Origin of the sequence: Luteibacter anthropi, from assembly GCF_011759365.1 — a bacterium.
In the GTDB taxonomy this organism is placed as follows: Bacteria; Pseudomonadota; Gammaproteobacteria; order Xanthomonadales; family Rhodanobacteraceae; genus Luteibacter; species Luteibacter anthropi.
In genome coordinates this window covers 35,241-55,934 of the sequence record NZ_JAARLZ010000014.1, presented here as the reverse complement: position 1 = coordinate 55,934, position 20,694 = coordinate 35,241, and the positions used below count along the sequence as shown (strand labels likewise).

Below are 20,694 nucleotides of genomic sequence, written 5' to 3'. Positions count from 1 at the left end.
GACAACCGGTCGCGCGCAAGGCACGCTCCTACAAATGCGCTGCATCGCTACGGCAGCAAGGTCTCGTGCAGATACCGCCAGACAGGACGACCGCCTGGCACAGGCATCAACCACGCGGTGGAATGACGGCGATTACCGCTGCCATCGCCCAGGGTCTGCGTTTCGGTGTACGACACCCACAACCCATCGGCATCCGAATGGGTCACGACATCGGCGATATCGATGTGGATGCCCGGTCGCGCTCCACGCAGGCTGGCAAACAGCGTCGCCACGCCATCGCGGTCGATCCGGTCGCCGCGCACGGTGACCATGCGGAAACCCGGGTCGAAACACGCGACGAGCGCATCCAGCGCATCTTCCTCGGCGGTGCCCCCAAACAGGCTTTCGATCTGCCGATGCAGTTCGATGATTTCCTGGTGCGCGATATCGGTCATGCGGAAGTCTCCTCGATGGGGAAAGTATGGCGATGGGACAAGCCCAGGGCGAGGGTCGCCGGAAGCAGGGTCAGCAAGGCCGCCACGGCAAAGGCATACGAGCCACCCAGCCATTGCCAAACAGCACCCATCACGATGGGTCCGGCACAAAAGGCCAGCTGGCGATTCATGTTCCACAGCGCACTGGCCTGGCCCATGCGTGCGTCCGTGACGCCCGTAAAGGCCAGCGTCTGTGCAGCGCTTGAACACAGGCTGCCGCCCAGCCCCATCAGCACGAACGCGCCGGCAGCCCAGGGATCGCCGGGCGCCGTCACCTTGCCGAGTGCCAGGATGCCCAGGGCTTGCGTGACCATGCCGACGAGCAGCAGCGGTCTGGCACCAAGGCGGCCGAAGCTCCTGCGGGTGGTGAGAATGGCCACGCCCGAGGCGATGGCCCACGGCAGCATCAGTGCACCGATGCCCCCGGGTGAATACCCGAGCGAGGCCAGATGCAGTGCGGCGATGAGGTTCACGCCGACGAAAACGCCCGGGACGAACAGATAGACCAGCATCGCCGTATGCAGGGCACGCAGGCGAAGCAGCGACGGAATGGCGGGCAGAAACGAAGCACTCGCCGCGATGTGCTGCCCACGCGGCAGCCACAGCACGGCCAGCGCCAGGGTCATCAATGCAAGCGGCACGTTGGCCAGATACAGCCAGCGCCACGACACGGCATCCACGAGCACACCACCCAGCATCGGCGACAGCGCCGGTATCAGCAGCGCCACGAACATCACCCGCGTGGTGAGCGCGCTGCGCTCGGTGGGTGGCGTAAGCCGATACGCCCAGGCCTGCCCCACCGGAATGAGCATTCCGCCAAAGAGCCCCTGACCGAACCGCCAGCCGATCAGTGTATGGATATCGCTCGTGGTACCGGCCAGCGCGGACATCACGGCAAAGCCGGCAAGGGAGAGGCAGATCAGCGGCTTTTCACCCAGCCATGCGGCAAGCCGGGGACCAGCAGGAATCACTACCGTGAGCCCCAGCGTGTAGATGCCGCTCACCCAAGACAGCTGGGTCACGCTGGCCGCCAGGTCATGCCCGATGCGGGGCATCGCCACGTTGGCGGCGAACATGTTCACCAGGTCCAGGGCGAAGCCCAGCAGGTAGATCCAGGCGACGCGGTTGCGCTCGTCCACGACAGGGCTCCGGTCAAAGCGTGAAGCCTAGGGAATCCGCTCGTCTGGAAATAGCCCACGATGGCGTATAGATTGTCAAAAACTTTTTGACGAATGCCCATGATCAGCCTGGACCGGTTCGACATCTTCAAGGCCGTGGTCGATGCCGGCTCGTTGTCGGCGGCTGCGAAAGCGCTGGGCTTCAGCCGGGCCGTGGTGAGTTTCAACCTCAAGCGGCTGGAGGCCGACCTCGGCGTGGCCTTGCTCACCCGCAACACGCGCAGCCTCACGCTCACCGACGCGGGGGAGCGTTTCTACGAGCGCTGCGTCGAAACCCTGGAAAGCGCACGACGCGCCATCGACGAAGCGCGTGGCGACGATGCGCCCCTGCTGGGGCGCTTGCGCATCACCACCACGGCCGAATACGCCGCGCATGCGGTGATCGGCTGGGTGAACGATTTCCACGCCGCACATCCCGGCCTGCGTATCCACCTCTCCACCAGTTCCGCACCGGCACAGCTGATCTCCGAACGCTTCGACCTTGCCATTCGCCTCGGCCGTCTCCAGGACGCGGAATACCGCGCGACCGAGTTGTCGCGTTACGACATCATGGCGGTTGCCGCGCCAGCGTTGCTGGAACGCGCAGGCCGCGCACGCCCGAACGATCCGGCCTGGGTGCTCGACCTGCCGCGTATCGGCTACCCGCGCCTGCCGGACCAGATCCTGCACGGCCCCGACGGCGTGGACATCCCGTTTCCCAGTAATCCCGCGCAGGTGATGCTGAGCGCGGACAACGCATCGACGCTGCTGGCCTTCGCCCGCGCAGGCCACGGCGTGGCGCTCATGCCACGCTGGCTTGCAGCCCCGTCGCTCGCCGAGGGGACGCTGGTGGCACTGTTACGCCGTCATCGCTTTCCGGATCAAGGCGTCTATGCGGTGTATCCGAACACGCGCCACGTGCCGCACGTGGTGCGACGTTTTATCGATCACGTGCGGCAGGTGGGTGAGCGAAGCGACCCGCGCCGGGGTGTTTAGGCCGGCAGGTGCACGCCGGTCAGGGTTTCACTCAAGTTCCACAGTCTTTCCGCCGCATCCGGATCGATGGCCCAGCGGCGCACGCCGATTTCCTGGGATATGCGGCCGGGTTCCGCGACGCTGTCATCGGGAAGGATGGGCGAGATGTCCGAGTCTTCGCAGTACACGCCGCCCATGCCGTCGAGTTGCGGACTCACGGCCGCCCATACGGTGGTTGCCGCGCCCTGCGCGACGTTCTTGAGTCCCTTGGCGAGGTCGGCGACAGGGCGACCCTGTTCGTCCAGGCCGCCGAAGCCGCGCAGGGTTTCTTCGCTGAGATGTCGGACGAGGTCGGTGATGATGGCGCCGGGGTGCACGGAGAAGGCGCGGATGCCTTGGGCGTGGCCGCGTGTGTCCACCGCAAGTGCGAACAGCGCATTGGCCGTCTTCGACTGGCCGTAGGCCACCCAGGGGTTGTACTCGCGGCGTTCGAAGTGCGGATCATCGAAATCCACGCCGGAAAAGCGATGGCCGCGCGAGGTCAGCGCCACGACACGGGCGCCGTTGGCTCGCACGAGGGCAGGCCATAGACGTGCGGTGAGCTGATAGTGCCCGAGGTGATTGGTGGCGAACTGGCGCTCGTAACCGCGTGCGTCGTGTTCCAGCGGGCAGGCCATCACGCCGGCGCTGTTGATGAGGATGTGCAGCGGTTCGTTCCGGGCGAGGATTTCGCGGGCGAAAGCATCGATGGAGGCCGGATCGGCGAGGTCCATGGGCAGGATCTCGACGTCGATGCCTTTGAGATTTTCGCGTGCCTTGGCCAGGTCGCGGGCGGGTACGATCACGCGGGCGCCTGCGGCGCGCAGGGCGCGGCTGGTCTCGGTGCCGATGCCCGAGTAACCGCCGGTCACGATGGCGGTGCGTCCGGTCAGGTCGATGCCCGCGAGGATGTCATCGGCCGTGGTGGCAGGGCCGTGTCCGGAGGAAATGGGCTGCTGTGGTGTGCGCATGGTGAGCTCCTTGGGTCAGGTATGACACCAAGGTAGGGACGCGCGGCCGAACGATGAATACTTGAAAGTCCCCGTTACATGCTCAATCGTCCCGGGTATGACCCACGATCCCATCACTGACATGCTGCGACTGGCCGAGGTCGAGTCGGTCGTTTCCGGCGGATTCCACGCGGGCGGCGACTGGTCGCTGAGCTTCCTTGCCGCGGACAAGATGAAGTTCTTCGCCGTGGTGCGCGGTGAATGCTGGGCATGCCTCGGCAACGATGCCACGCCCGTGTTCATGCAGGCGGGTGATGTCATCCTGCTGATCAACGAACAGCGTTTCGTACTGGCGAGCGATCCGGCGCTTCCGCCCCGGGATGCGCGAGAAGCATTCGAAGCGGGAGGCTGGCCCATCGCCGCCGTGAACGAGAGCGACGAGGTGCTGCTCATCGGCGGTCACGTGCGCCTGCATCCCGTGTATGCGCCGCTGCTGATCGAGGCGTTGCCTACCTTCATCCATGTGCACGGGGACGCAGCGGATGCGGTGGTGATCCGCTGGCTGATCGACCGGATGATGGAGGAACAGTCGGGTGACCGCCTGGGTGCCTCGCTGGCGACGATGCAGCTGGCTTACCTGTTGTTCCTGCATATCCTGAGGGCGTTTCTCGCCACCGGCGAAGTGCCGCGCGAGGGCTGGCTGCGTGCGGCGACGGATGTGCGCCTGTCTGGTGTGCTGCGGCGCGTGCATGCCGAGCCGGCGCGTGCGTGGCGGCTGGATGAACTGGCGAAGCTGGCGGCGATGTCGCGTACGGCCTTCGCGGCGCACTTCAAGTGCGTGGCCGGTGTGGCACCGCTGGCCTATGTCGCGCAGTGGCGCATGCGGCTGGCCTGCCATGCCTTGCGCAAGGGCGACCAGCCGGTATCGGTATTGGCGCGCGACCTGGGCTACACCTCGGAAAGCGCCTTCAGCCACGCCTTCAAGCGCATCGTAGGCGTAGCCCCCAGCCACTACCTTCCACACATGTAGGAGCGCGCCTGCGCGCGACCGGACCAGAGCGAAAACCGGTCGCGCGCAGGCGCGCTCCTACAGGGTTACGGGATGCGTGTGCGCTACCGCGGCCTGATGCTGTTGTAGGAGCGCGCCTTGCGCGCGACCGGACCGAAGCGAAAACCGGTCGCGCGCAGGCGCGCTCCTACAGGGTTACGGTGTGTCTGTGCCTAGTTCGCGGCCTGGGCCGCCGAGGCGATCTGCTAGGGCCGCCATGGCCATTACCACCAGCACAGGCGGCAGCCACGACAGGCCCTGGTCGTGCAGCGGCAGCTGCTTTACCACCGACAGCGCATCGAAACCGGCGGCGTTGAGCGCATCGGCGCTGCCGACGATGAGCGCGACGATCGCCACGGGCACCACCACGCGCGACGGCGAACGGAACAGCGGGCGCATGAAGAACGTGGCGATCAGCACGATGAAGACCGGATAGATCGACGTGAGGATCGGCACCGACACGCCAATGAGACGCGTGAGCCCCAGGTTGGAGACGCCCCACGAGAACGCCGCGAAAATCCACACATATGTGCTGTACCCGATGCGCGTGATGCCGCTGAAATAGCTGGCGCATGCGCAGGTCAGGCCGATGGCGGTGACCATGCAGGCGATGGTGATCAACACACCCAGGAATACACTGCCGCCGAGGCCGTAGCTGTAATGCACATAGGCGCTCAGCACCTCGGCGCCATTGGTGGCGCTACCGGCAATGGCGTTGCTGCCCGTGCCCAGCAGGAACAGGCAGATATAGATGAGCGCCAGGCCGATGCCGGCGATGATGCCCGACAGCACGGCATAGCGGGTGATGAGGCTCGGTGAGTCCACGCCGCGCGAGCGGATGGCGTTGACGATGACGATACCGAAGGCCAGGGCGCCCAGCGTATCCATCGTGAGGTAGCCGTTGGTCAGGCCCTGCGAGAACGCGGCATGCGCATACAGCTCCGTAGGCTGGCCCGGCTGGCCGGCGGGCCACAGCAGCGTGGTGATCGCCAGCACGATGAGCGCGACGATCTTGATGGGCGAGAGTACCTTGCCCACGGTATCCATCAGCTTGCCCGGATGCAGAGACACCGCGATCACCACGGCGAAATAGGCAAGACTGAACAGCCACAGCCAGTGATCCGAGCCCACGAAGGGCTGGATGGCCGTCTCGTACGACACCGTGGTCGTGCGCGGAATGGCAAAGAGCGGACCGATGCACAGGTAGCAGACGATGGTAAGCACCGTGCCGCTCGTGCGCCCCACCGACCGGGTCAGCACCGACATCGAGCCGCCCGCGCGGGCCATGGCGATCGAGGTGATCACCGGCAGCCCCACACCCGTAAGAAGGAAGCCCGCGGCCGCTGCCCATACCGAGGTGCCGGCCTGCAGGCCGATGAAGGGCGGAAAGATGATGTTGCCCGCACCGACGTACAGGGCGAAATTCATGAATCCCAGGATGAGGATGTCTCTGGCTCGGAACGTGTTCACTGATGAAGGCACGGCGTGGCGGGGAGGGGAAGGGTCGAGCATAGCCCCTGCGGGCGTCCGAACGAACCCGTATGGAGGCATCTCGCCCACCGTGGCTTCCTTGGGCATACTCCGGCGACTTGCAGCGAAGGGGATCGGGGAATGGGCGAGGAACGTCAGATCTGGCTGGGCAGGGGGCAGGAGAAATTCGGACCCTATGCCGAATCGCTGATTCATCAGTGGCTGGCCGAACGCAAGGTATCGCCGTCGATGCTGGCCTGGGTGGACGGCATGGCCGAGTGGCGCCCGCTGCACGAGATGCTGGGGCTGGCGCCCGAGGCCGTGCCGCCGCTGCCGCCGGACGCCTTCGGTGGCCTGGCGGCCCACGATGCCGCTGTGAGGGCCTTGCCCGAGCCCCCCAGTCTGCACTGGTTTCTGGTGCTCCTGCTGTGCATTCCCACCCTGGGTGTCATGGGCATCGTCTGGCCCTTCGTGCAGGCCAGCTGGATCAAGAAGATCGATCCGTCGAGCAAGGCCACCGGCTGGCTGGTGGCGTCGTTGCTGCTGACGCTGGTGGTGTGGGGATTCGGCATCGGCAGCCAGGTCGCGAGAGTCGGCGACGGCCTGACCTCGGTGGCCTTGATCTTTCCGCAACTGGTGATCGGCCTCGCCCAATGGGCCTGCATGATCGTGGCGTTCTTTTCGATGGCCAGCTCCATGCGCCGGGTGTTATCCCCGCTGGGCCTGGTCCCCGAGGTCGGCGGCATCACGCTGTTCTTCTTCACCACGTTCTACATGCAGGGGCAGATGAGCTGGGTGGCGCGCTGGCGGCAGACCGGCCAGACCCAGCCGCCCGCACCCAAGGCCGTGTTCTGGGTGCTCTGGTGCGTTCCGGGGCTGCTGATCCTGATCGTCAGCGTGGCCCTCATGACGGCCCTGCATCACGGGTAAGGGCCGTCCGGGGGTGAATCCGGCTACAATCCCGTTTTGCGCAACGTAATGCCGCGCCCCATCGGCCTTGCCGGCGGGGCGGTGTTCCGGGAGAGAGCCATGAACCCCCATCGAGAGACCCGCGGATGACGCCAGGCACCCTTTTCGTGGTGGCCGCGCCGTCGGGTGCGGGCAAGTCGACGCTGGTCAACGCGCTGCTCGACTGCGAGCCGCAGATTTCGCTGTCCATTTCGCATACCACCCGCCCGCCGCGCGTGGGCGAGCAGTACGGCCGGCACTATTTCTTCGTGGAGCGCCCCGATTTCGAAAAGGAAATCGAAGACGGCATCTTCCTGGAACATGCCGTGGTGCACGGCAACCTCTACGGCACCTCGCGTACCGTGGTGGAAGAAAAACTGAATTCGGGCGCCGACGTACTGCTGGAAATCGACTGGCAGGGCGCGCGCCAGGTGCGCAAGGGCAAGCCGGACTGCGTCAGCGTGTTCATCCTGCCGCCGTCGCGCGTGGAACTGGAACGCCGCCTGCGCGGTCGTAACACGGACGCGGCGGATGTCATCGAGCGCCGGTTGATCAATTCACGCGAAGAGATCGCCCATGCGCACGAATTCGACTACATCATCGTCAACGACAGCTTCGAGGACGCCCTGGGCGACCTCCGGGCCATCGTCCACGCCGTGCGCCTGCGCTCGCCGCTGAACGCCAAACGCCATGAGACGCTGATCCAGGAGCTGATCGCCCCATGACCGACGACGCCATCGTCCGCGTACGCGGACTGACCACGGTCCTCAACGGAAAGACGATTTTCGACTCGCTCGACCTCGATATCCCCCGTGGCAAGGTCACGGCGATCATGGGTCCGAGCGGCACGGGCAAAACGACCCTGCTCAAGCACATTACCGGGCAGATGCGCGGCGATGCCGGCAGCATCGAGGTAGACGGCCAGAACGTACCCTCGCTGTCGCGCGAGAAGCTGTTCGAGCTGCGCGAGCGCATCGGCTACCTGTTCCAGAACTCGGCCCTGCTCACCGACTTCGACGTCTTCGAGAACGTGGCCTTCCCGCTGCGCCAGCACACGAAGCTGCCGGAGGAACTGGTGCGCAACATCGTGCTGAACAAGCTCCAGGCCGTGGGCCTGCGCGGCGCCGCGAAGCTGATGCCCACCGAGCTGTCCGGCGGCATGGCCCGTCGCGTGGCGCTGGCGCGTGCCATCGTCTTCGACCCGGCGCTCATTCTTTACGACGAGCCCTTCGTGGGCCTCGACCCCATCGCGCTGAACCAGGTGCTGCTGCTGATCCGCACGCTCAACGAGACCCTCGGCATCACCAGCGTACTGGTGGCGCACGAGCTCGCGGCGGTGCAGAAGGTGGCCGACCACGTGTTCCTCATCGCCAACGGCAAGGTCGTGGCGCAGGGTGCGCCCGATACGCTGGCCAGCGACGGTTCGCCGTGGACGGCGCAGTTCTTCGGCGGCGAGCCCGACGGCCCCGTTCCCTTCCAGTACCCCGCAGGGGATTACGCCACCGCGCTCGGTTTCCCCGGAGGCAAGGCATGACCACCCGCGACGACAACGTCGTCATTCGCAGCCTGGCGCAGATCGGCGCCTGCGGGCTGTTCCTCCTTACGGTGCTGGCCGCCATTCCGCGCAGCCTGCGCCACGGTCGCGAGACGCTTCGCCAGATCTGGTTCGTGGGCGCGATGAGCCTCACCATCGTGATGACCTGCGGCCTGTTCGTGGGCATGGTGCTGGGTCTGCAGCTCTACGACGTGCTCTCTATCTTCGGCGGCACTTCGGCCACGGGTACCGTGGTAGCCATTGCCATTTACCGCGAGCTGGGCCCGGTGGTCACGGCGCTGCTGTTCGCCGGCCGTGCGGGTACCTCGATCACCGCCGAAATCGGCCTGATGCGCGCCACCGACCAGCTCGACGCCATGGAGATGATGGCGGTGGACCCGATGGCCTACGTGGCCGCGCCGCGTTTCCTTGCCGGCGTGATCGCGCTGCCGCTGCTGGGCGTGGTGTTCTGCGCCATGGGCGTGTTCGGCGGCCATCTGGTCGGCGTGACCTGGCTCGGCATCGACAACGGCACCTTCTGGTCCAACATGACCGCCGCGGTGGATGTCCACAAGGACATCATCAACGGCGTGCTGCTCAAGTCCTTCGCCTTCGGCATCGTGGTCTCCCTGATCGCGGTGTTCCAGGGCTACACCACCCCGCCCACCAGCGAAGGCGTCGCGTATGCGACCACGCGCACGGTGGTCGCATCGTCCATCGCCATCCTGGCGCTGGACTTCGTCCTCACCTCATTCCTGATCTGAGGCCACGGAGGCCCGCCATGACCGTATCCCTTTCCGCATTCAACCCGAGGATCGTGCCGTGACCCAGAGACGCTCCTATGCCGTCGGCACCGGCCTGTTCATCGTGCTCGGCTTTGCCGCCCTGGCCTACCTGGCCACCCAGACCACCTCGGTGGCGAACTCGCGCCAGGGTTCCAGCTATGCCGTGGAAACCCGTTTCGCCAACGTGGGCCAGCTCAAGGTCCGCGCCCCGGTGAAGATCGCCGGCGTGCGCGTCGGTTCGGTCCAGGCCATCGACCTCGTGCCGGGCAAGGAAGAAGCCAAGGTCACGCTGTCGATCGACGACAACCACAAGGACATCCCGGACGACTCGGTCGCCACGATCTACACCAGCGGCCTGCTGGGCGACCAGTACGTAGGCATCCAGTTCGGCCGGTCGAAGAGCCCGGTGAAGGAAGGCGGCGAGCTGAGTCTCACCCGCCCGGCGCAGCAGCTGGAGGAAATGCTCGGCAAGTTCTTCGGCGGCGGCAGCGCTCCGGACCACCTGGGCGGCACCTTCCACGTCACCGGCAACTTCACCAACATCGGCGGCCTGCAGACGGGCGCGGCCGTGAAGATGGCCGGCGTGCCCATCGGCAGCGTCGACTCCATCGTGATCAAGCCGGGCTCCAGCGAGGCCACGGTGACCCTTGCGATCGACAAGAGCTACTCCCAGATACCTGATGACTCGGCCGCTGCGGTATTCACAAGCGGTTTGATCGGTAGCCAGTATGTTGCCCTCCAGCCGGGCGGCTCGCCGGAATACCTGCATGAAGGCGACGAGCTCGTCCTCACGCAGTCGGCGATGCAGCTGGAAGACCTGATCGGCAAGTTCCTCGTGAACGGCTCGCCGAGCGACAACAAGAACGGCGGCGCCTCCGGCGACGCCAAACCAGACAACGCCGGCAAGAAGTAATGCCGGCTCAGGAGACTCGCATGCTGCGTCAGCTTTCCCTCGCCATCGCCCTGGCCATCGGCACGGTCGTGGCCGCGCCGGTTCTCGCCCAGAATGCCGCTTCGGCGGCCGCCACCCAGGGCCAGCAGCCCCAGCAGATCGTCCAGACCATTTCCGACGATCTGGGCAAGGCCATCGAAGGACACCAGGCCGAGCTGAAGAACGACAAGGAAAAGCTGATCGCCGTCATCGACGACACCTTCCTGCCGCACTTCGACATCGACTACGCCTCGATTCTGGTGCTGGGCCAGAACGCAGCCAAGGCATCGCCCGAGCAGCGTGAGCGTTTCGCCAAGGCGTTCTACAACTCGATCACCCATCGTTATGCCGAGGGCCTGCTCAACTACACCCGTGGCCGGGTGAAGGTGCTGCCGTTCACGGGCGATCAGAATCCCAAGCGCACGGTCGTCCGCACCCAGGTCATGCTGGACGACGGCAAGTCGGTGTCGGTCGACTACGCCTTCCGCCAGAGCAAGAGCGGCGACTGGAAGGCTTACGACGTGATCATCGAGGGCATCTCGTACATCACCAACTACCGCAACCAGGTCGATGCCGAGATCAAGAAAGAAGGTCTCGACAAGCTGATCACCGATCTGGAGCAGAAGGGCTCGGCGGCCATCGACCAGCTCGAGAAAGACTCGGGCGGCAAGAAGAAGTGAGCCAGCCGGCCTTCCAGCTGACGACTCCGGCGCCGGATACCCTCGCGGTATCCGGTGCTCTCACGTTCGGCACCGCCACGGCCGCCCTGGCCACGGGCCGTGCCGAACTGGATCGCGGCGCGCAGACGGTGCTGGATCTCGCGGGGGTATCCCAGGCGGACAGCGCCGGGCTCGCCACGGTGCTGGCGCTGCTGGCGCACGGTCGTGGCAAGGGCAGGGCGATCCGCGTGGCCCACGTGCCGACGGGCCTCCAGGCCCTGGCCCGCGTCTCAGGCGTCGAACCGCTGCTGTAACCGACATGCCGTTGTAGGAGCGCGCCTTGCGCGCGACCGGGGTTACGAAAGCATCGGTTGCCGCTGCATCGTTTCATAGGCTGTCGCGCGCAAGGCGCGCTCCTACAAAAGCAGGCGGTAGCAACCGGTAGCAACAAAAAGAAAGGGGCCCATCGGGCCCCTTTCTCTTATTCGGGCTTCTGCCCGTTCTTTTGTTCCCACTTGTGCTGCTGGTCGAGCAGCTCTTCGGGGTCGAAGTTGGAGTTGTCGTTGCCGCTGATGCCCTGCATGCGCTCGATCACGTCGGCCGGCGGGTTGCCGTCGTAGATCTGGTAGAGGCGCTGCTGGCGGTAGGCGTCGCGCATGAACACGTAGGGGTCGTAGGCCGAATTCAGGAAGCTCTCGGCGTCGATCGCACGGGCGCGCAGGGTCACGAGATAAAGGACGGACGGAACGTAGTACTGGCCGGCCTTGAAGTCGTGGTTGCGGGCGAAGTAGCTGAGCGGATCGAAGAAATAGCTGTCCACCGGCAGACGCAGGACGTCGCGCGGGGTGGTGGAGCCGATGAAGGGCAGCACCAGGTAGCTGCCCTCAGGCACGCCCCAGCGGGCGAGGGTCACGCCGAAATCGGTGTCGTACAGCGGCATGCCCAGCAGGCTGGCGGGGTCTTTGAAGCCCAGGAAGCCGATGGTCAGGTTGACCACGAAGCGGCCGGTGGTCTGTATGGCCTGCTTGGGACGGGCCTGGAGCAGCTCGTTGGCCACCGTGATCGGCAGGCGGATATTCGTGTAGAAGTCGCTCACCGCCGTACGGACCGGCGCGTTGGTCACCTTGCGGTAGCCCACGGCCACGGGCCGGATCAGCGTCTTGTCGAGGCTGTCGTTGAAGGCGTAGACCTTGCGATTGAAGTGCTCGTTCGGGTCGTCGGTGCGCGGCGGGGCGATGTGGCACGCAGCCAGGAGGCCGGTGACCAGCAGGCCTAGCGCGGGGCGGACGAACCGGGACAGGAGGCTGGGGTGCATGGGGTCTGCTTTGGCGGGGTGAGGCGGTGCTTTATTGTACCGCTTGGTTTTATTATTTTCACCCGGGAGGTCGATCCCGGCGGGAACCGGGCATCATACCCCTGCCCCGATTGCCAGCCAACCGGCCGGACAGCTACACTGCGCGGTCAGAAGTGTCTTTATTGTCAAGGATTTGAAATGGCCCGTATTACTGTCGAAGACTGCCTCACGGTAGTCGACAACCGCTTCGAGCTCGTGCTCCTGGCGACCAAGCGCGCCCGTCAGCTTGCCAAGGGTGCCGAACCCACCATCGATCCGGATCACGACAAGCCGACGGTCGTCGCCCTGCGCGAGATCGCCGAGCGTCGCGTCAACGAGACGATGATCGATGCGATCGACAAGGCTGCACGCGAGCGTGCCGAGCGCGAAGCCCTCGAGTGGGCCGCCACCGAAGTGGACGACGACCTCTCGAAGGGTGGAGATGACTGATGACGCCGGGTCGCTGTCGGCCCTGCATTCATCCGTTCCCTGCGCAGTACGTTGAAGCGCGGCTGACGAGGCCGCGCGCGGGAGGCGGCGCCCTTTGAGGCGCACGGGTCTCCCATGGATGTCATCCCTGCCAAAAAACTGACCGACGTGGTCGATACCGATCCGGTGCCCTCGTATGTGCAGGCGCTGGAAGATCGCGTGGGCGCGTATCTGCCGAAGGAACAGGTGCTGCGCATCCGGCGCGCCTTCCTCGTCGGCGCCGCCGCGCACGACGGCCAGACCCGCAAGTCGGGCGAGCCGTACATCACGCATCCGGTGGCCGTGGCCCAGGTGCTGGCTGAGCTCGGGCTCGATGCCGAGACAATCATCGCCGCGATCCTGCACGACACCCTCGAAGACACGAAACTGGGTCGTGAGGAGCTGGCCGGCGAATTCGGCGAGACCGTGGCCGAACTGGTCGATGGCGTCACCAAGCTCGACAAGATGCGTTTCTCCAGTCGCGCCGAAGCCGACGCCGAGAGCTTCCGCAAGATGCTCCTGGCGATGGCGCGCGACCTGCGCGTGATCCTGATCAAGCTGTCCGACCGCCTGCACAACATGCGCACGCTGGGCGCCAAGGATTCCGCCTCGCGCCGGCGCATCGCCCGCGAAACGCTGGAAATCTACGCCCCTATCGCGCAGCGCCTGGGCATGAACAAGTTCAAGGCCGAGTTGCAGGATCTCGGCTTCAAGGCGCTATACCCCGACCGCCATCGCATCATCGGCGAGCGCATCCGCGCCGCGCTGGGCAACCGGCGCGAAGCGATGGCGAAGATCGAGATGGCGTTGGAAGGCCGCCTCGCCGCCGAAAAGATTCCAGGTCGCGCGGTCAGCCGCATCAAATCGGCGTGGAGCATCTATTCGAAGATGCGCAACGAGCACAAGTCGTTTGCGCAGCTCATGGATGTCTACGGTTTCCGCGTCATCACCGACACGGCGATGCACTGTTACATGGCGCTGGGCGCCGTGCATGGGCTGTACAAACCGGTGGACGCGCGTTTCAAGGATTTCATCGCCATTCCCAAGGGCAATGGCTACCAGTCGCTGCACACGGTACTGCTGGGGCCGTTCGGTGCGCCCATCGAGATCCAGATCCGCACGTCGGAAATGGAATCGGTGGCCGAGCGCGGCATTGCCGCGCACTGGGCCTACAAATCCGATTCCGGCCCCGCGAACAGCGCGCAGTTGCGCGCGCGCGAATGGCTTTCGGCGCTGGCCGACAGCCAGGCCAACACCCCGTCGGCGTCCGAGTTCCTCGAAAACGTCAAGATCGACCTGTTCCCCGACGAGGTCTACCTGTTCACGCCGCGCGGCGACATCTTCTCGCTGCCGCGCAATGCCACGGCGCTGGATTTCGCCTATGCCGTGCATACCGACGTGGGCGACCACGCGGTGGCGGCGCGCGTCGACAAGAAGCTGGTGCCGTTGCGCACACGCCTGATTTCCGGCCAGGTGGTGGAAGTGATCACCGCGCCTTCGGCCGTGCCCAATCCGGCGTGGCTCGAAGCCGTGGTCACGGGCAAGGCGCGCACGGCCATCCGCCAGTACCTGAAACACCTGCAACACGAAGACGCCGTGGACTTCGGTCATCGCATGCTCGACCGTGCGCTCGATGCGCGCGGCCTCAGCCTCGATTCCGTGCCGCCGGCAACGCTCGACCGCTTCCTCGACGACGCCAAGCTCAAGCGCCTGGAAGAACTGCTCGCGGAAATTGCGCTGGGCAACCGTTTCGCCGACCAGGTGGCCACCCAGCTGGTGGCCCTGCTGGGTCCGAGCGAGGGCCATGCGCCGTCGGTGGCGGACCAGCTCAATGCGGAGAAGATCCGCATCAGCGGTGCCGAGCGCGGTGTGCTGAGCTTCGGCAATTGCTGCCATCCGCTGCCGGGCGACGAGATCGTGGGTTATCTCTCCTCGGGCAAGGGCATCGTCGTGCATCGGGTGGAATGCCCCAACGTCACGGAATTCCGCAAGTCGCCGGAACGCATCGTGGCGATCGAATGGGACCGCGACGTCAGCGGCGATTATCGTGCCGAACTGCGCATCGAAGTACTCAACCGCCCCGGCGTGCTCGCCACGGTGGCGGCGGCCATTGCCGATGCCAGCTCGAACATCGAGAACGTGGAATACATCGAGCGTGACAGCACGGCGGCAACGCTGCTGTTCGCCATCGAAGTAAAGGATCGCAAGCACCTGGCCGACGTGATGCGCCGCGTGCGCCGCACCGGCGTGGTAAGCGGCGTCTACCGCCACCCCCTGTAAAAGCGCGACAGGCGAAGCCACACCCCTGTAGGAGCGCGCCTCGCGCGCGACAGGCCTGTGTCGAAGCGTCAGATGGCAGAATCCCTCGTCACCGCTTCGTTGGTTTGTAGCGCGCGAGGCGCGCTCCTACAAGGGGTGTTGGTGGCGGGTGGGGGGCGCTGCGGCTAGACTCGTCGGCATCATCACGAGGACACCCCATGACCCGCAGCATCGTCGCCACCGATAAGGCACCGGCCGCCATCGGCCCGTATTCGCAGGCCGTCCGCGCAGGCAACACCGTGTACTTCTCGGGCCAGATTCCGCTCGATCCGGCTACCGGCAACCTCGTTGAAGGCGACATCACCGCGCAGACGCGTCGCGTGTTCGACAACCTCGTGGCCGTGGCTGAAGCCGCCGGCGGCAAGCTCCAGGACATCGTGCGCGTGGGCATCTACGTCACCGACCTGGGCAACTTCGCCGCCGTGAACGCCGTGATGGCCGAATACTTCCAGCAGCCGTATCCGGCGCGTTCGACTGTCGAGGTCTCGGGCCTGCCCAAGGGCGCCCAGGTCGAAGTCGACGCGATCCTCGTCCTGCCGTAAGAGACTCGCCATCGCCGTGGCTCCCAGCGTGAGGTCGACTCCCGCCGCACCGCCGGCGGACCCGGGCCGCGCGCCGCTGACGACACTCGGCGGCGTCGGGCCGGCGCTCGCCGAGACGCTGGGCAAGCTCGGCCTGCGCGAGGTGCAGGATCTCTGGTTTCACCTGCCGCTGCGCTACGAAGACCGCACGCGGGTCGTGTCCATTGCCGACCTGCGGCCGGGTGATCATGCGCAGGTCGAGGGCACGGTCGATTTCGTCGAGCGGGGCTTCCGCTTCCGGCCACAGCTGAAGGTGATCATTTCCGACGAATCCGGCCGTGCACTGCTGCTGCGTTTCTTCCATTTCCGCAAGAGCCAGGTCGATCAGCTGCCGAAAGGCACGCGCGTGCTCTGCTTCGGCGAAGTGCGTCAGGGGCCGCAGGGCCTGGAGATGGTGCATCCGCAGTACCAGCGTATCGAGGCCGGTGAGGCGGTGGTGGTGGATGAGCGGCTGACGCCGGTCTATCCCACCACGGAAGGGCTGGGGCCACGTCGTCTTGGCGGTGTGATTGCCAAGGCGCTGGCACACCTGCCGCAGGATGACCGGCTCGAACTGATTCCCGACGATATCGGTCGCCCGCTCGGCATGGCTTCGCTTCGTGATGCCTTGCTGTACGTGCATCGGCCGCCGCCGGATGTGGATCTGCGCCAGTTGGAGCTCGGCGTGCATCCTGCGCAGAAACGCCTGGCGTTCGAGGAACTGCTCACGCAGCATCTCACGTTGCGGCGCATGCGGGCAGCGGTGAAGGAGCGTAAATCGCCGGCGCTCAAAAGCGCAGGTACCTTGCGCGATCGCTTGCTGGCATCGCTGCCCTTCGCGTTGACGAAAGCCCAGGCGCGCGTCTGCGGTGAAGTGGCACGTGATCTCGCCCGTCCGCATCCCATGCTGCGGCTCGTGCAGGGCGATGTGGGCAGCGGCAAGACGGTGGTGGCGGCACTCGCGGCTGTTGCCGCCGTGGAAAGCGGTTACCAGGTGGCGCTGATGGCGCCGACCGAACTGCTGGCCGAACAGCACCTGCGCAATTTCCGTGCGTGGCTTGAACCGCTGGGCCTGGATGTCGAGTGGCTCGCGGGCAAGGTGCAAGGCAAGGCGCGCAAGAGTGCGCTGACGCGGGTGGCCGATGGCAGCGCCCACGTCGTCGTCGGCACGCATGCGCTCATGCAGGAAGGCGTGGCGTTTGCAAAGCTGGGGCTGGTCATCGTCGACGAACAGCATCGTTTCGGCGTGCACCAGCGGCTCGCCCTGCGTGACAAGGGCGCGGAAGGTGAACTCATTCCGCACCAGCTCGTGCTCACGGCCACGCCGATCCCGCGCACGCTGGCGATGAGTGCGTATGCTGATCTCGATGTCTCGTCCATCGACGAGCTTCCGCCGGGGCGTACGCCGGTGCAGACCGTTGCCATTTCCAACGAGCGCCGTTACGACGTGATGGAGCGCATCCATGCCGCGTGCATGGAAGGGCGTCAGGTGTACTGGGTGTGCACGCTGATCGAGGAATCCGAGCAGCTCAATGCACAGGCCGCCGAGGTGGCGCATGCGGAGCTTGTCACGGGGTTGCCTGATCTTGCCGTAGCCATGATCCACGGCCGGATGAAGCCCAAGGAAAAGCAGGCGGTGATGGATGCGTTCAAGCGCGGCGAGATTGCCGTGCTGGTGGCCACCACCGTGATCGAGGTAGGCGTGGATGTGCCGAACGCCAGCCTCATGGTCATCGAAAATAGCGAGCGTCTCGGGCTGGCCCAGTTGCATCAGTTGCGTGGTCGCGTGGGGCGTGGCGCCATCGCGTCGTCGTGTGTGCTGCTGTATCAGACGCCGCTGTCGCGGCTGGCGAAGGAGCGCCTGATCGTGATGCGTGAAACCAACGATGGGTTCCGCATTGCGGAGAAGGATCTGGAACTGCGGGGCCCCGGTGAAGTGCTGGGTACCCGGCAGACGGGCCAGTTGCAGTTCCGCATCGCGGACCTGTCGCGTGATGCGCACCTGATGCCCGAGGTGCAGCGCGTGGCCGAGGCGATGATGCGCGACCACCCGGCGCGTTGTGAGCGCCTGATCGCCCGTTGGGTCGGTGACGCGGCCCGTTACGTCGACGCCTGATCGCCGGATCGGTTTTCGGTATGACCTTGATGCGTGGCGTTGTCGGCCGGTCGCGCGCAAGGCGCGCTCCTACAACAGCAGCGGTGCCCTGTAGGAGCGCGCCTTGCGCGCGACCACCTCAGGTGACCGGTGACGAATGATGCCTTGCGATGATCGGGCGGGCGGTTGGCCGGGCTGGGTTTACTGGACGTGCCGTCGTTGATCGGTCGCGCGCAAGGCGCGCTCCTACAGGTGGCCCAGGTGTTGGTGAATCCTGGCGGCGATGGATGCGGTTTCGCGTAGCGGTTCCTGGCTGTCGGCCGTAACGGCGTCCATGTCGTGCAGGCGGCCGCTGGCTCTGAGTTCTTTATGGAAACGTGCCAGTTTTGCCGGTAACGGCTCGTCCACGCGCGTATGCACCGGGCGTCCCGTGGCGCAGGCTTCCGAGAGCATGTTCACCGAATCGGGGGTGACGGCCAGGCGGTGGGCCCAGCCGAGGATGCCGGGGTAGGGGTTGGGGCCGTCCTGTTCCGAGGTCCAGACGATGCCGGGGATGCCGGCGAAGGCGGCGCGGACCATCGGCATCACGCTGGCAGGCGTGCGTCGCGAGGTGATCGCCATCACCGAGCCGCCGTCACGACCGTGCCTGGCCTTCGCCGCTTCAAGAAACGCGGCCGTGACCGCGGGGTCCACCGGCTTGCCGTGCCGCTCGCCGCCGATGAGCACGCCCAGGCGGGGCGAGGGCAGGGCGCCCAGGGAGGCGAAGGCGCCCCGCGCGTCGTCCAGCCATGCATCGTTTACGGGATGCAGCGAACCCAGCGGGGCCAGCACGTTGTCGCCCTGCAGCCCGTCGTGGCGGGGGGCTACCACCAGGTCCCAGTGGCTCGTATCGATACGCGGATCGAGGATCTGCACCGTCAGCGTGCGGCCACCCGACCAGTAACGCATCAGGCGGGTCACCCAGGCCGCCGTTCTTCCACAGCCGATCGCCAGGGCGGGCCATGGCGGTAGCAGCGCGTCGGTGTTTCCCCTGAGCGCCATGCTCGTTCCCGGCAGGAGACGCGGCGCAAACCAGGACCACGGGGAGCGCAGCTCCACCGAAACCTCGCGGATCGACGGCGTGATCGCCTCGGCCAGGGCCAGGGCCTGGCGCCGGTTACCGGCGCGGCCATCCGTGATGACCCAGCAAAACGGCGCGGCAGGGCGGTTCATGGCGTGGTACTCGCCTGGATTGTTATCGATATTGCGACAGTACGTTCCCCGTCAGAGCGATCCACGAACCCCGTCTTCACCCTTACACTCTCCAGACGCTGGCCCCTGTGGGCCTTCCCGCCACTGTACAAGGATTCCCATGAGCGCTCCGCTGTCCGACGCCTCGCTTGACCAGCTGTTCCGTACCGCGCGTACCTTCAACGCGTGGCAGGACAAGGAAGTGACCGACGAGCAGATCCGCCAGATCTATGACCTGGCGAAGATGGGCCCCACTGCGGCCAACACCTCGCCCCTGCGCGTGCGCTTCATCAAGTCGAAGGATGCCAAGGCGCGCCTGAAGCCCTACCTGCACGAAGGCAACGTCGAGAAGACCATGCTCGCACCGGTGACGGCCATCGTCGCCACCGACTTCGCTTTCTACGAGCACCTGCCGAAGCTGTTCCCGCATGCGGATGCCCGTAGCTGGTTCGTGGGCAACGACCCGCTGATCCAGGCAGCTGGTAACCGTAATGGCTCCCTGCAAGGTGCCTACCTCATCATCGCCGCCCGTTCGCTGGGTCTGGATTGCGGCCCCATGTCCGGCTTCGACCAGGCTGGCGTGGACGCCGAGTTCTTCGCCGGCACCCAGATCAAGTCGAACTTCCTGGTGAACATCGGCTACGGCAACCCGGACGTGAACCTGTTCGGCCGCCTGCCGCGCCTCGATTTCAACGAAGCCGCCGAAATCCTCTGATTTCTTTCCCGCGGTGACCGCCCGGTCCCGCTGCCATCGCAGTACCCAACCCTCACTGCTGGAGAAACACCCCATGCGCGCTCTCCGTTTCGTCGCCCTCGCGGGCCTGCTCGCCACCGCCGGTACTGCCGTTGCCGCCCCGGTCACCTACAAGCTCGACCCGACCCACACCGATGTGCTGTTCACCTGGAACCACTTCGGCTACTCGAACCCGAGCGCCAACCTGAACAACGCCGACGGCACCGTCGTCTATGACGAGAAGGACCCGTCGAAGTCCTCCGTGGAAGTGACCCTGCCGCTGAGCGGCCTGGACACCTTCGTGCCCAAACTCGACGAGCACCTGAAGTCGAAGGATTTCCTGGACGCCGCCCAGTTCCCGAACATCACCTTCAAGAGCACCAAGGTCGCTGGTGCCGGCAAGGGCAAGCTGAAGGTCACCGGTGACCTCACCGTGCACGGCGTGACCAAGCCGGTCACCCTCGACGTCACCGTGAACAAGGTGGGCGATCACCCGATGCTGAAGGTGCCCGCGGCCGGCTTCGACGCCGTCGCCACCATCAAGCGCTCGGACTTCGGCGTGGGCGCCTACGTGCCGAACGTCTCGGACGAGATCAAGATCCGCATCACCACCGAAGCACACGGCGACAAGCAGTAAGTTTTTCCGGGGCTCGTCCCCAGGGGCCCGCGCCGGCAACGGCGCGGGCCTTTTTGTTTCTTGTTACCATTTCCTTCCAGTGCAAACCGTATCGCCCGGAGTTTTTCCATGAGCACCCCTACCGCTGCGCGTCCCAACCCCGCGGCCGCGCCGCTGATTCCGGCCAACGCCGAAAATCGCTACGAGGTCACCCGGGCCGATCTTCCGCTTTCCTGCCCCATGCCGGGCATGTACTTGTGGAACTCGCACCCGCGCGTCTACCTGCCCATCGAAGACGAAGGCGGCACGTCGAAGTGCTCGTACTGCGGCGCCACCTACGTTCTGAAAGACTGAAGCCGCTCCGCGGGCGT

Annotated in this window: 22 protein-coding genes; 16 read left to right on the top strand and 6 right to left on the bottom strand. The window is 65.7% G+C overall.

All coding sequences use genetic code 11. The annotated features are described in order from the left end of the window. Window positions 1-47: 47 nt before the first annotated feature. Both HBF25_RS20030 and HBF25_RS20025 read right to left on the bottom strand, forming a co-directional pair. A complete protein-coding gene (locus tag HBF25_RS20030) occupies window positions 48-434 on the bottom strand; it encodes a DUF4440 domain-containing protein (protein ID WP_166951967.1) in 387 nt (128 codons plus the stop codon). After that, window positions 431-1,612, bottom strand: a complete 1,182-nt coding sequence (locus tag HBF25_RS20025; RefSeq protein WP_166951965.1) for an MFS transporter — start codon at window positions 1,610-1,612, stop codon at window positions 431-433. Before HBF25_RS20025 ends, HBF25_RS20030 begins: the two co-directional genes overlap by 4 nt. Window positions 1,613-1,711: 99 nt before the next feature. Here HBF25_RS20025 and HBF25_RS20020 point away from each other — a divergent pair, with 99 nt between their 5' ends. After that, on the top strand, window positions 1,712-2,626 hold the full coding sequence (locus HBF25_RS20020) for a LysR family transcriptional regulator (protein WP_166951962.1): 915 nt from the start codon (window positions 1,712-1,714) through the stop codon (window positions 2,624-2,626). Here HBF25_RS20020 and HBF25_RS20015 read toward each other — a convergent pair. After that, on the bottom strand, window positions 2,623-3,615 hold the full coding sequence (locus HBF25_RS20015) for an oxidoreductase (protein WP_166951960.1): 993 nt from the start codon (window positions 3,613-3,615) through the stop codon (window positions 2,623-2,625). The two genes, HBF25_RS20020 and HBF25_RS20015, sit on opposite strands and share 4 nt — an antisense overlap. A gap of 97 nt (window positions 3,616-3,712) precedes the next feature. Between HBF25_RS20015 and HBF25_RS20010 the strand changes: the two genes are divergently transcribed. After that, on the top strand, window positions 3,713-4,624 hold the full coding sequence (locus tag HBF25_RS20010; RefSeq protein WP_166951957.1) for an AraC family transcriptional regulator: 912 nt from the start codon (window positions 3,713-3,715) through the stop codon (window positions 4,622-4,624). 174 nt (window positions 4,625-4,798) lie between these two features. On the opposite strand, the gene brnQ is transcribed toward HBF25_RS20010, so the two are convergent. Continuing rightward, window positions 4,799-6,154 carry a branched-chain amino acid transport system II carrier protein gene (brnQ, locus tag HBF25_RS20005; RefSeq protein ID WP_208392696.1) on the bottom strand — a complete coding sequence of 452 codons (1,356 nt, stop codon included), beginning with the start codon at window positions 6,152-6,154 and terminating at the stop codon, window positions 4,799-4,801. Between the two features lie 99 nt (window positions 6,155-6,253). Between brnQ and HBF25_RS20000 the strand changes: the two genes are divergently transcribed. The 7 genes from HBF25_RS20000 to HBF25_RS19970 all read left to right on the top strand — a co-directional run bounded on the left by HBF25_RS20000 (window position 6,254) and on the right by HBF25_RS19970 (window position 11,283). Then, on the top strand, window positions 6,254-7,042 hold the full coding sequence (locus HBF25_RS20000) for a DUF4339 domain-containing protein (RefSeq protein WP_166951952.1): 789 nt from the start codon (window positions 6,254-6,256) through the stop codon (window positions 7,040-7,042). Between the two features lie 125 nt (window positions 7,043-7,167). Beyond that, a complete protein-coding gene (gene gmk, locus HBF25_RS19995) occupies window positions 7,168-7,785 on the top strand; it encodes a guanylate kinase (protein ID WP_166951949.1) in 618 nt (205 codons plus the stop codon). Then, window positions 7,782-8,594: an ABC transporter ATP-binding protein gene (locus HBF25_RS19990; protein WP_166951946.1), complete on the top strand. Its 813-nt coding sequence runs from the start codon at window positions 7,782-7,784 to the stop codon at window positions 8,592-8,594. The genes gmk and HBF25_RS19990 overlap by 4 nt, the downstream gene beginning before the upstream one ends. Then, on the top strand, window positions 8,591-9,358 hold the full coding sequence (gene mlaE, locus HBF25_RS19985; RefSeq protein ID WP_166951943.1) for a lipid asymmetry maintenance ABC transporter permease subunit MlaE: 768 nt from the start codon (window positions 8,591-8,593) through the stop codon (window positions 9,356-9,358). The genes HBF25_RS19990 and mlaE overlap by 4 nt, the downstream gene beginning before the upstream one ends. Window positions 9,359-9,416: 58 nt before the next feature. Next, window positions 9,417-10,292, top strand: coding sequence for an outer membrane lipid asymmetry maintenance protein MlaD (mlaD, locus tag HBF25_RS19980; RefSeq protein WP_166951940.1), 876 nt, complete (start codon window positions 9,417-9,419; stop codon window positions 10,290-10,292). Between the two features lie 20 nt (window positions 10,293-10,312). Further along, window positions 10,313-10,990, top strand: a complete 678-nt coding sequence (locus HBF25_RS19975) for an MlaC/ttg2D family ABC transporter substrate-binding protein (protein ID WP_166951937.1) — start codon at window positions 10,313-10,315, stop codon at window positions 10,988-10,990. After that, window positions 10,987-11,283 carry an STAS domain-containing protein gene (locus HBF25_RS19970; RefSeq protein WP_166951935.1) on the top strand — a complete coding sequence of 99 codons (297 nt, stop codon included), beginning with the start codon at window positions 10,987-10,989 and terminating at the stop codon, window positions 11,281-11,283. The genes HBF25_RS19975 and HBF25_RS19970 overlap by 4 nt, the downstream gene beginning before the upstream one ends. A gap of 167 nt (window positions 11,284-11,450) precedes the next feature. Here the strand turns inward: HBF25_RS19970 and HBF25_RS19965 are convergent, their stop codons facing one another. Next, window positions 11,451-12,284, bottom strand: a complete 834-nt coding sequence (locus HBF25_RS19965) for an MlaA family lipoprotein (RefSeq protein WP_166951932.1) — start codon at window positions 12,282-12,284, stop codon at window positions 11,451-11,453. 177 nt (window positions 12,285-12,461) lie between these two features. Here HBF25_RS19965 and rpoZ point away from each other — a divergent pair, with 177 nt between their 5' ends. From rpoZ to recG, 4 genes are all read left to right on the top strand, one after another. Continuing rightward, a complete protein-coding gene (gene rpoZ, locus HBF25_RS19960; protein WP_166951929.1) occupies window positions 12,462-12,752 on the top strand; it encodes a DNA-directed RNA polymerase subunit omega in 291 nt (96 codons plus the stop codon). Window positions 12,753-12,866: 114 nt separating this feature from the next. Beyond that, window positions 12,867-15,050 (top strand): RelA/SpoT family protein, encoded by a 2,184-nt coding sequence (locus tag HBF25_RS19955; RefSeq protein WP_166951926.1) that lies wholly within the window; start codon window positions 12,867-12,869, stop codon window positions 15,048-15,050. Window positions 15,051-15,247: 197 nt separating this feature from the next. Further along, window positions 15,248-15,631 (top strand): RidA family protein, encoded by a 384-nt coding sequence (locus HBF25_RS19950; protein WP_166951924.1) that lies wholly within the window; start codon window positions 15,248-15,250, stop codon window positions 15,629-15,631. A 16-nt stretch (window positions 15,632-15,647) separates the two neighbouring features. Continuing rightward, window positions 15,648-17,765 (top strand): ATP-dependent DNA helicase RecG, encoded by a 2,118-nt coding sequence (gene recG / locus HBF25_RS19945; protein ID WP_166951921.1) that lies wholly within the window; start codon window positions 15,648-15,650, stop codon window positions 17,763-17,765. 225 nt (window positions 17,766-17,990) lie between these two features. Here the strand turns inward: recG and HBF25_RS19940 are convergent, their stop codons facing one another. Beyond that, a complete protein-coding gene (locus HBF25_RS19940) occupies window positions 17,991-18,956 on the bottom strand; it encodes a mitochondrial fission ELM1 family protein (RefSeq protein WP_166951918.1) in 966 nt (321 codons plus the stop codon). 139 nt (window positions 18,957-19,095) lie between these two features. Here HBF25_RS19940 and HBF25_RS19935 point away from each other — a divergent pair, with 139 nt between their 5' ends. The 3 genes from HBF25_RS19935 to HBF25_RS19925 all read left to right on the top strand — a co-directional run bounded on the left by HBF25_RS19935 (window position 19,096) and on the right by HBF25_RS19925 (window position 20,677). Then, complete coding sequence (locus HBF25_RS19935; RefSeq protein WP_166951915.1) at window positions 19,096-19,689, top strand: malonic semialdehyde reductase; 594 nt, start codon at window positions 19,096-19,098, stop codon at window positions 19,687-19,689. 73 nt (window positions 19,690-19,762) lie between these two features. Beyond that, complete coding sequence (locus HBF25_RS19930) at window positions 19,763-20,344, top strand: YceI family protein (RefSeq protein ID WP_166951912.1); 582 nt, start codon at window positions 19,763-19,765, stop codon at window positions 20,342-20,344. A gap of 108 nt (window positions 20,345-20,452) precedes the next feature. Continuing rightward, a complete protein-coding gene (locus HBF25_RS19925; protein WP_166951909.1) occupies window positions 20,453-20,677 on the top strand; it encodes a zinc-finger domain-containing protein in 225 nt (74 codons plus the stop codon). Window positions 20,678-20,694 lie beyond the last annotated feature (17 nt).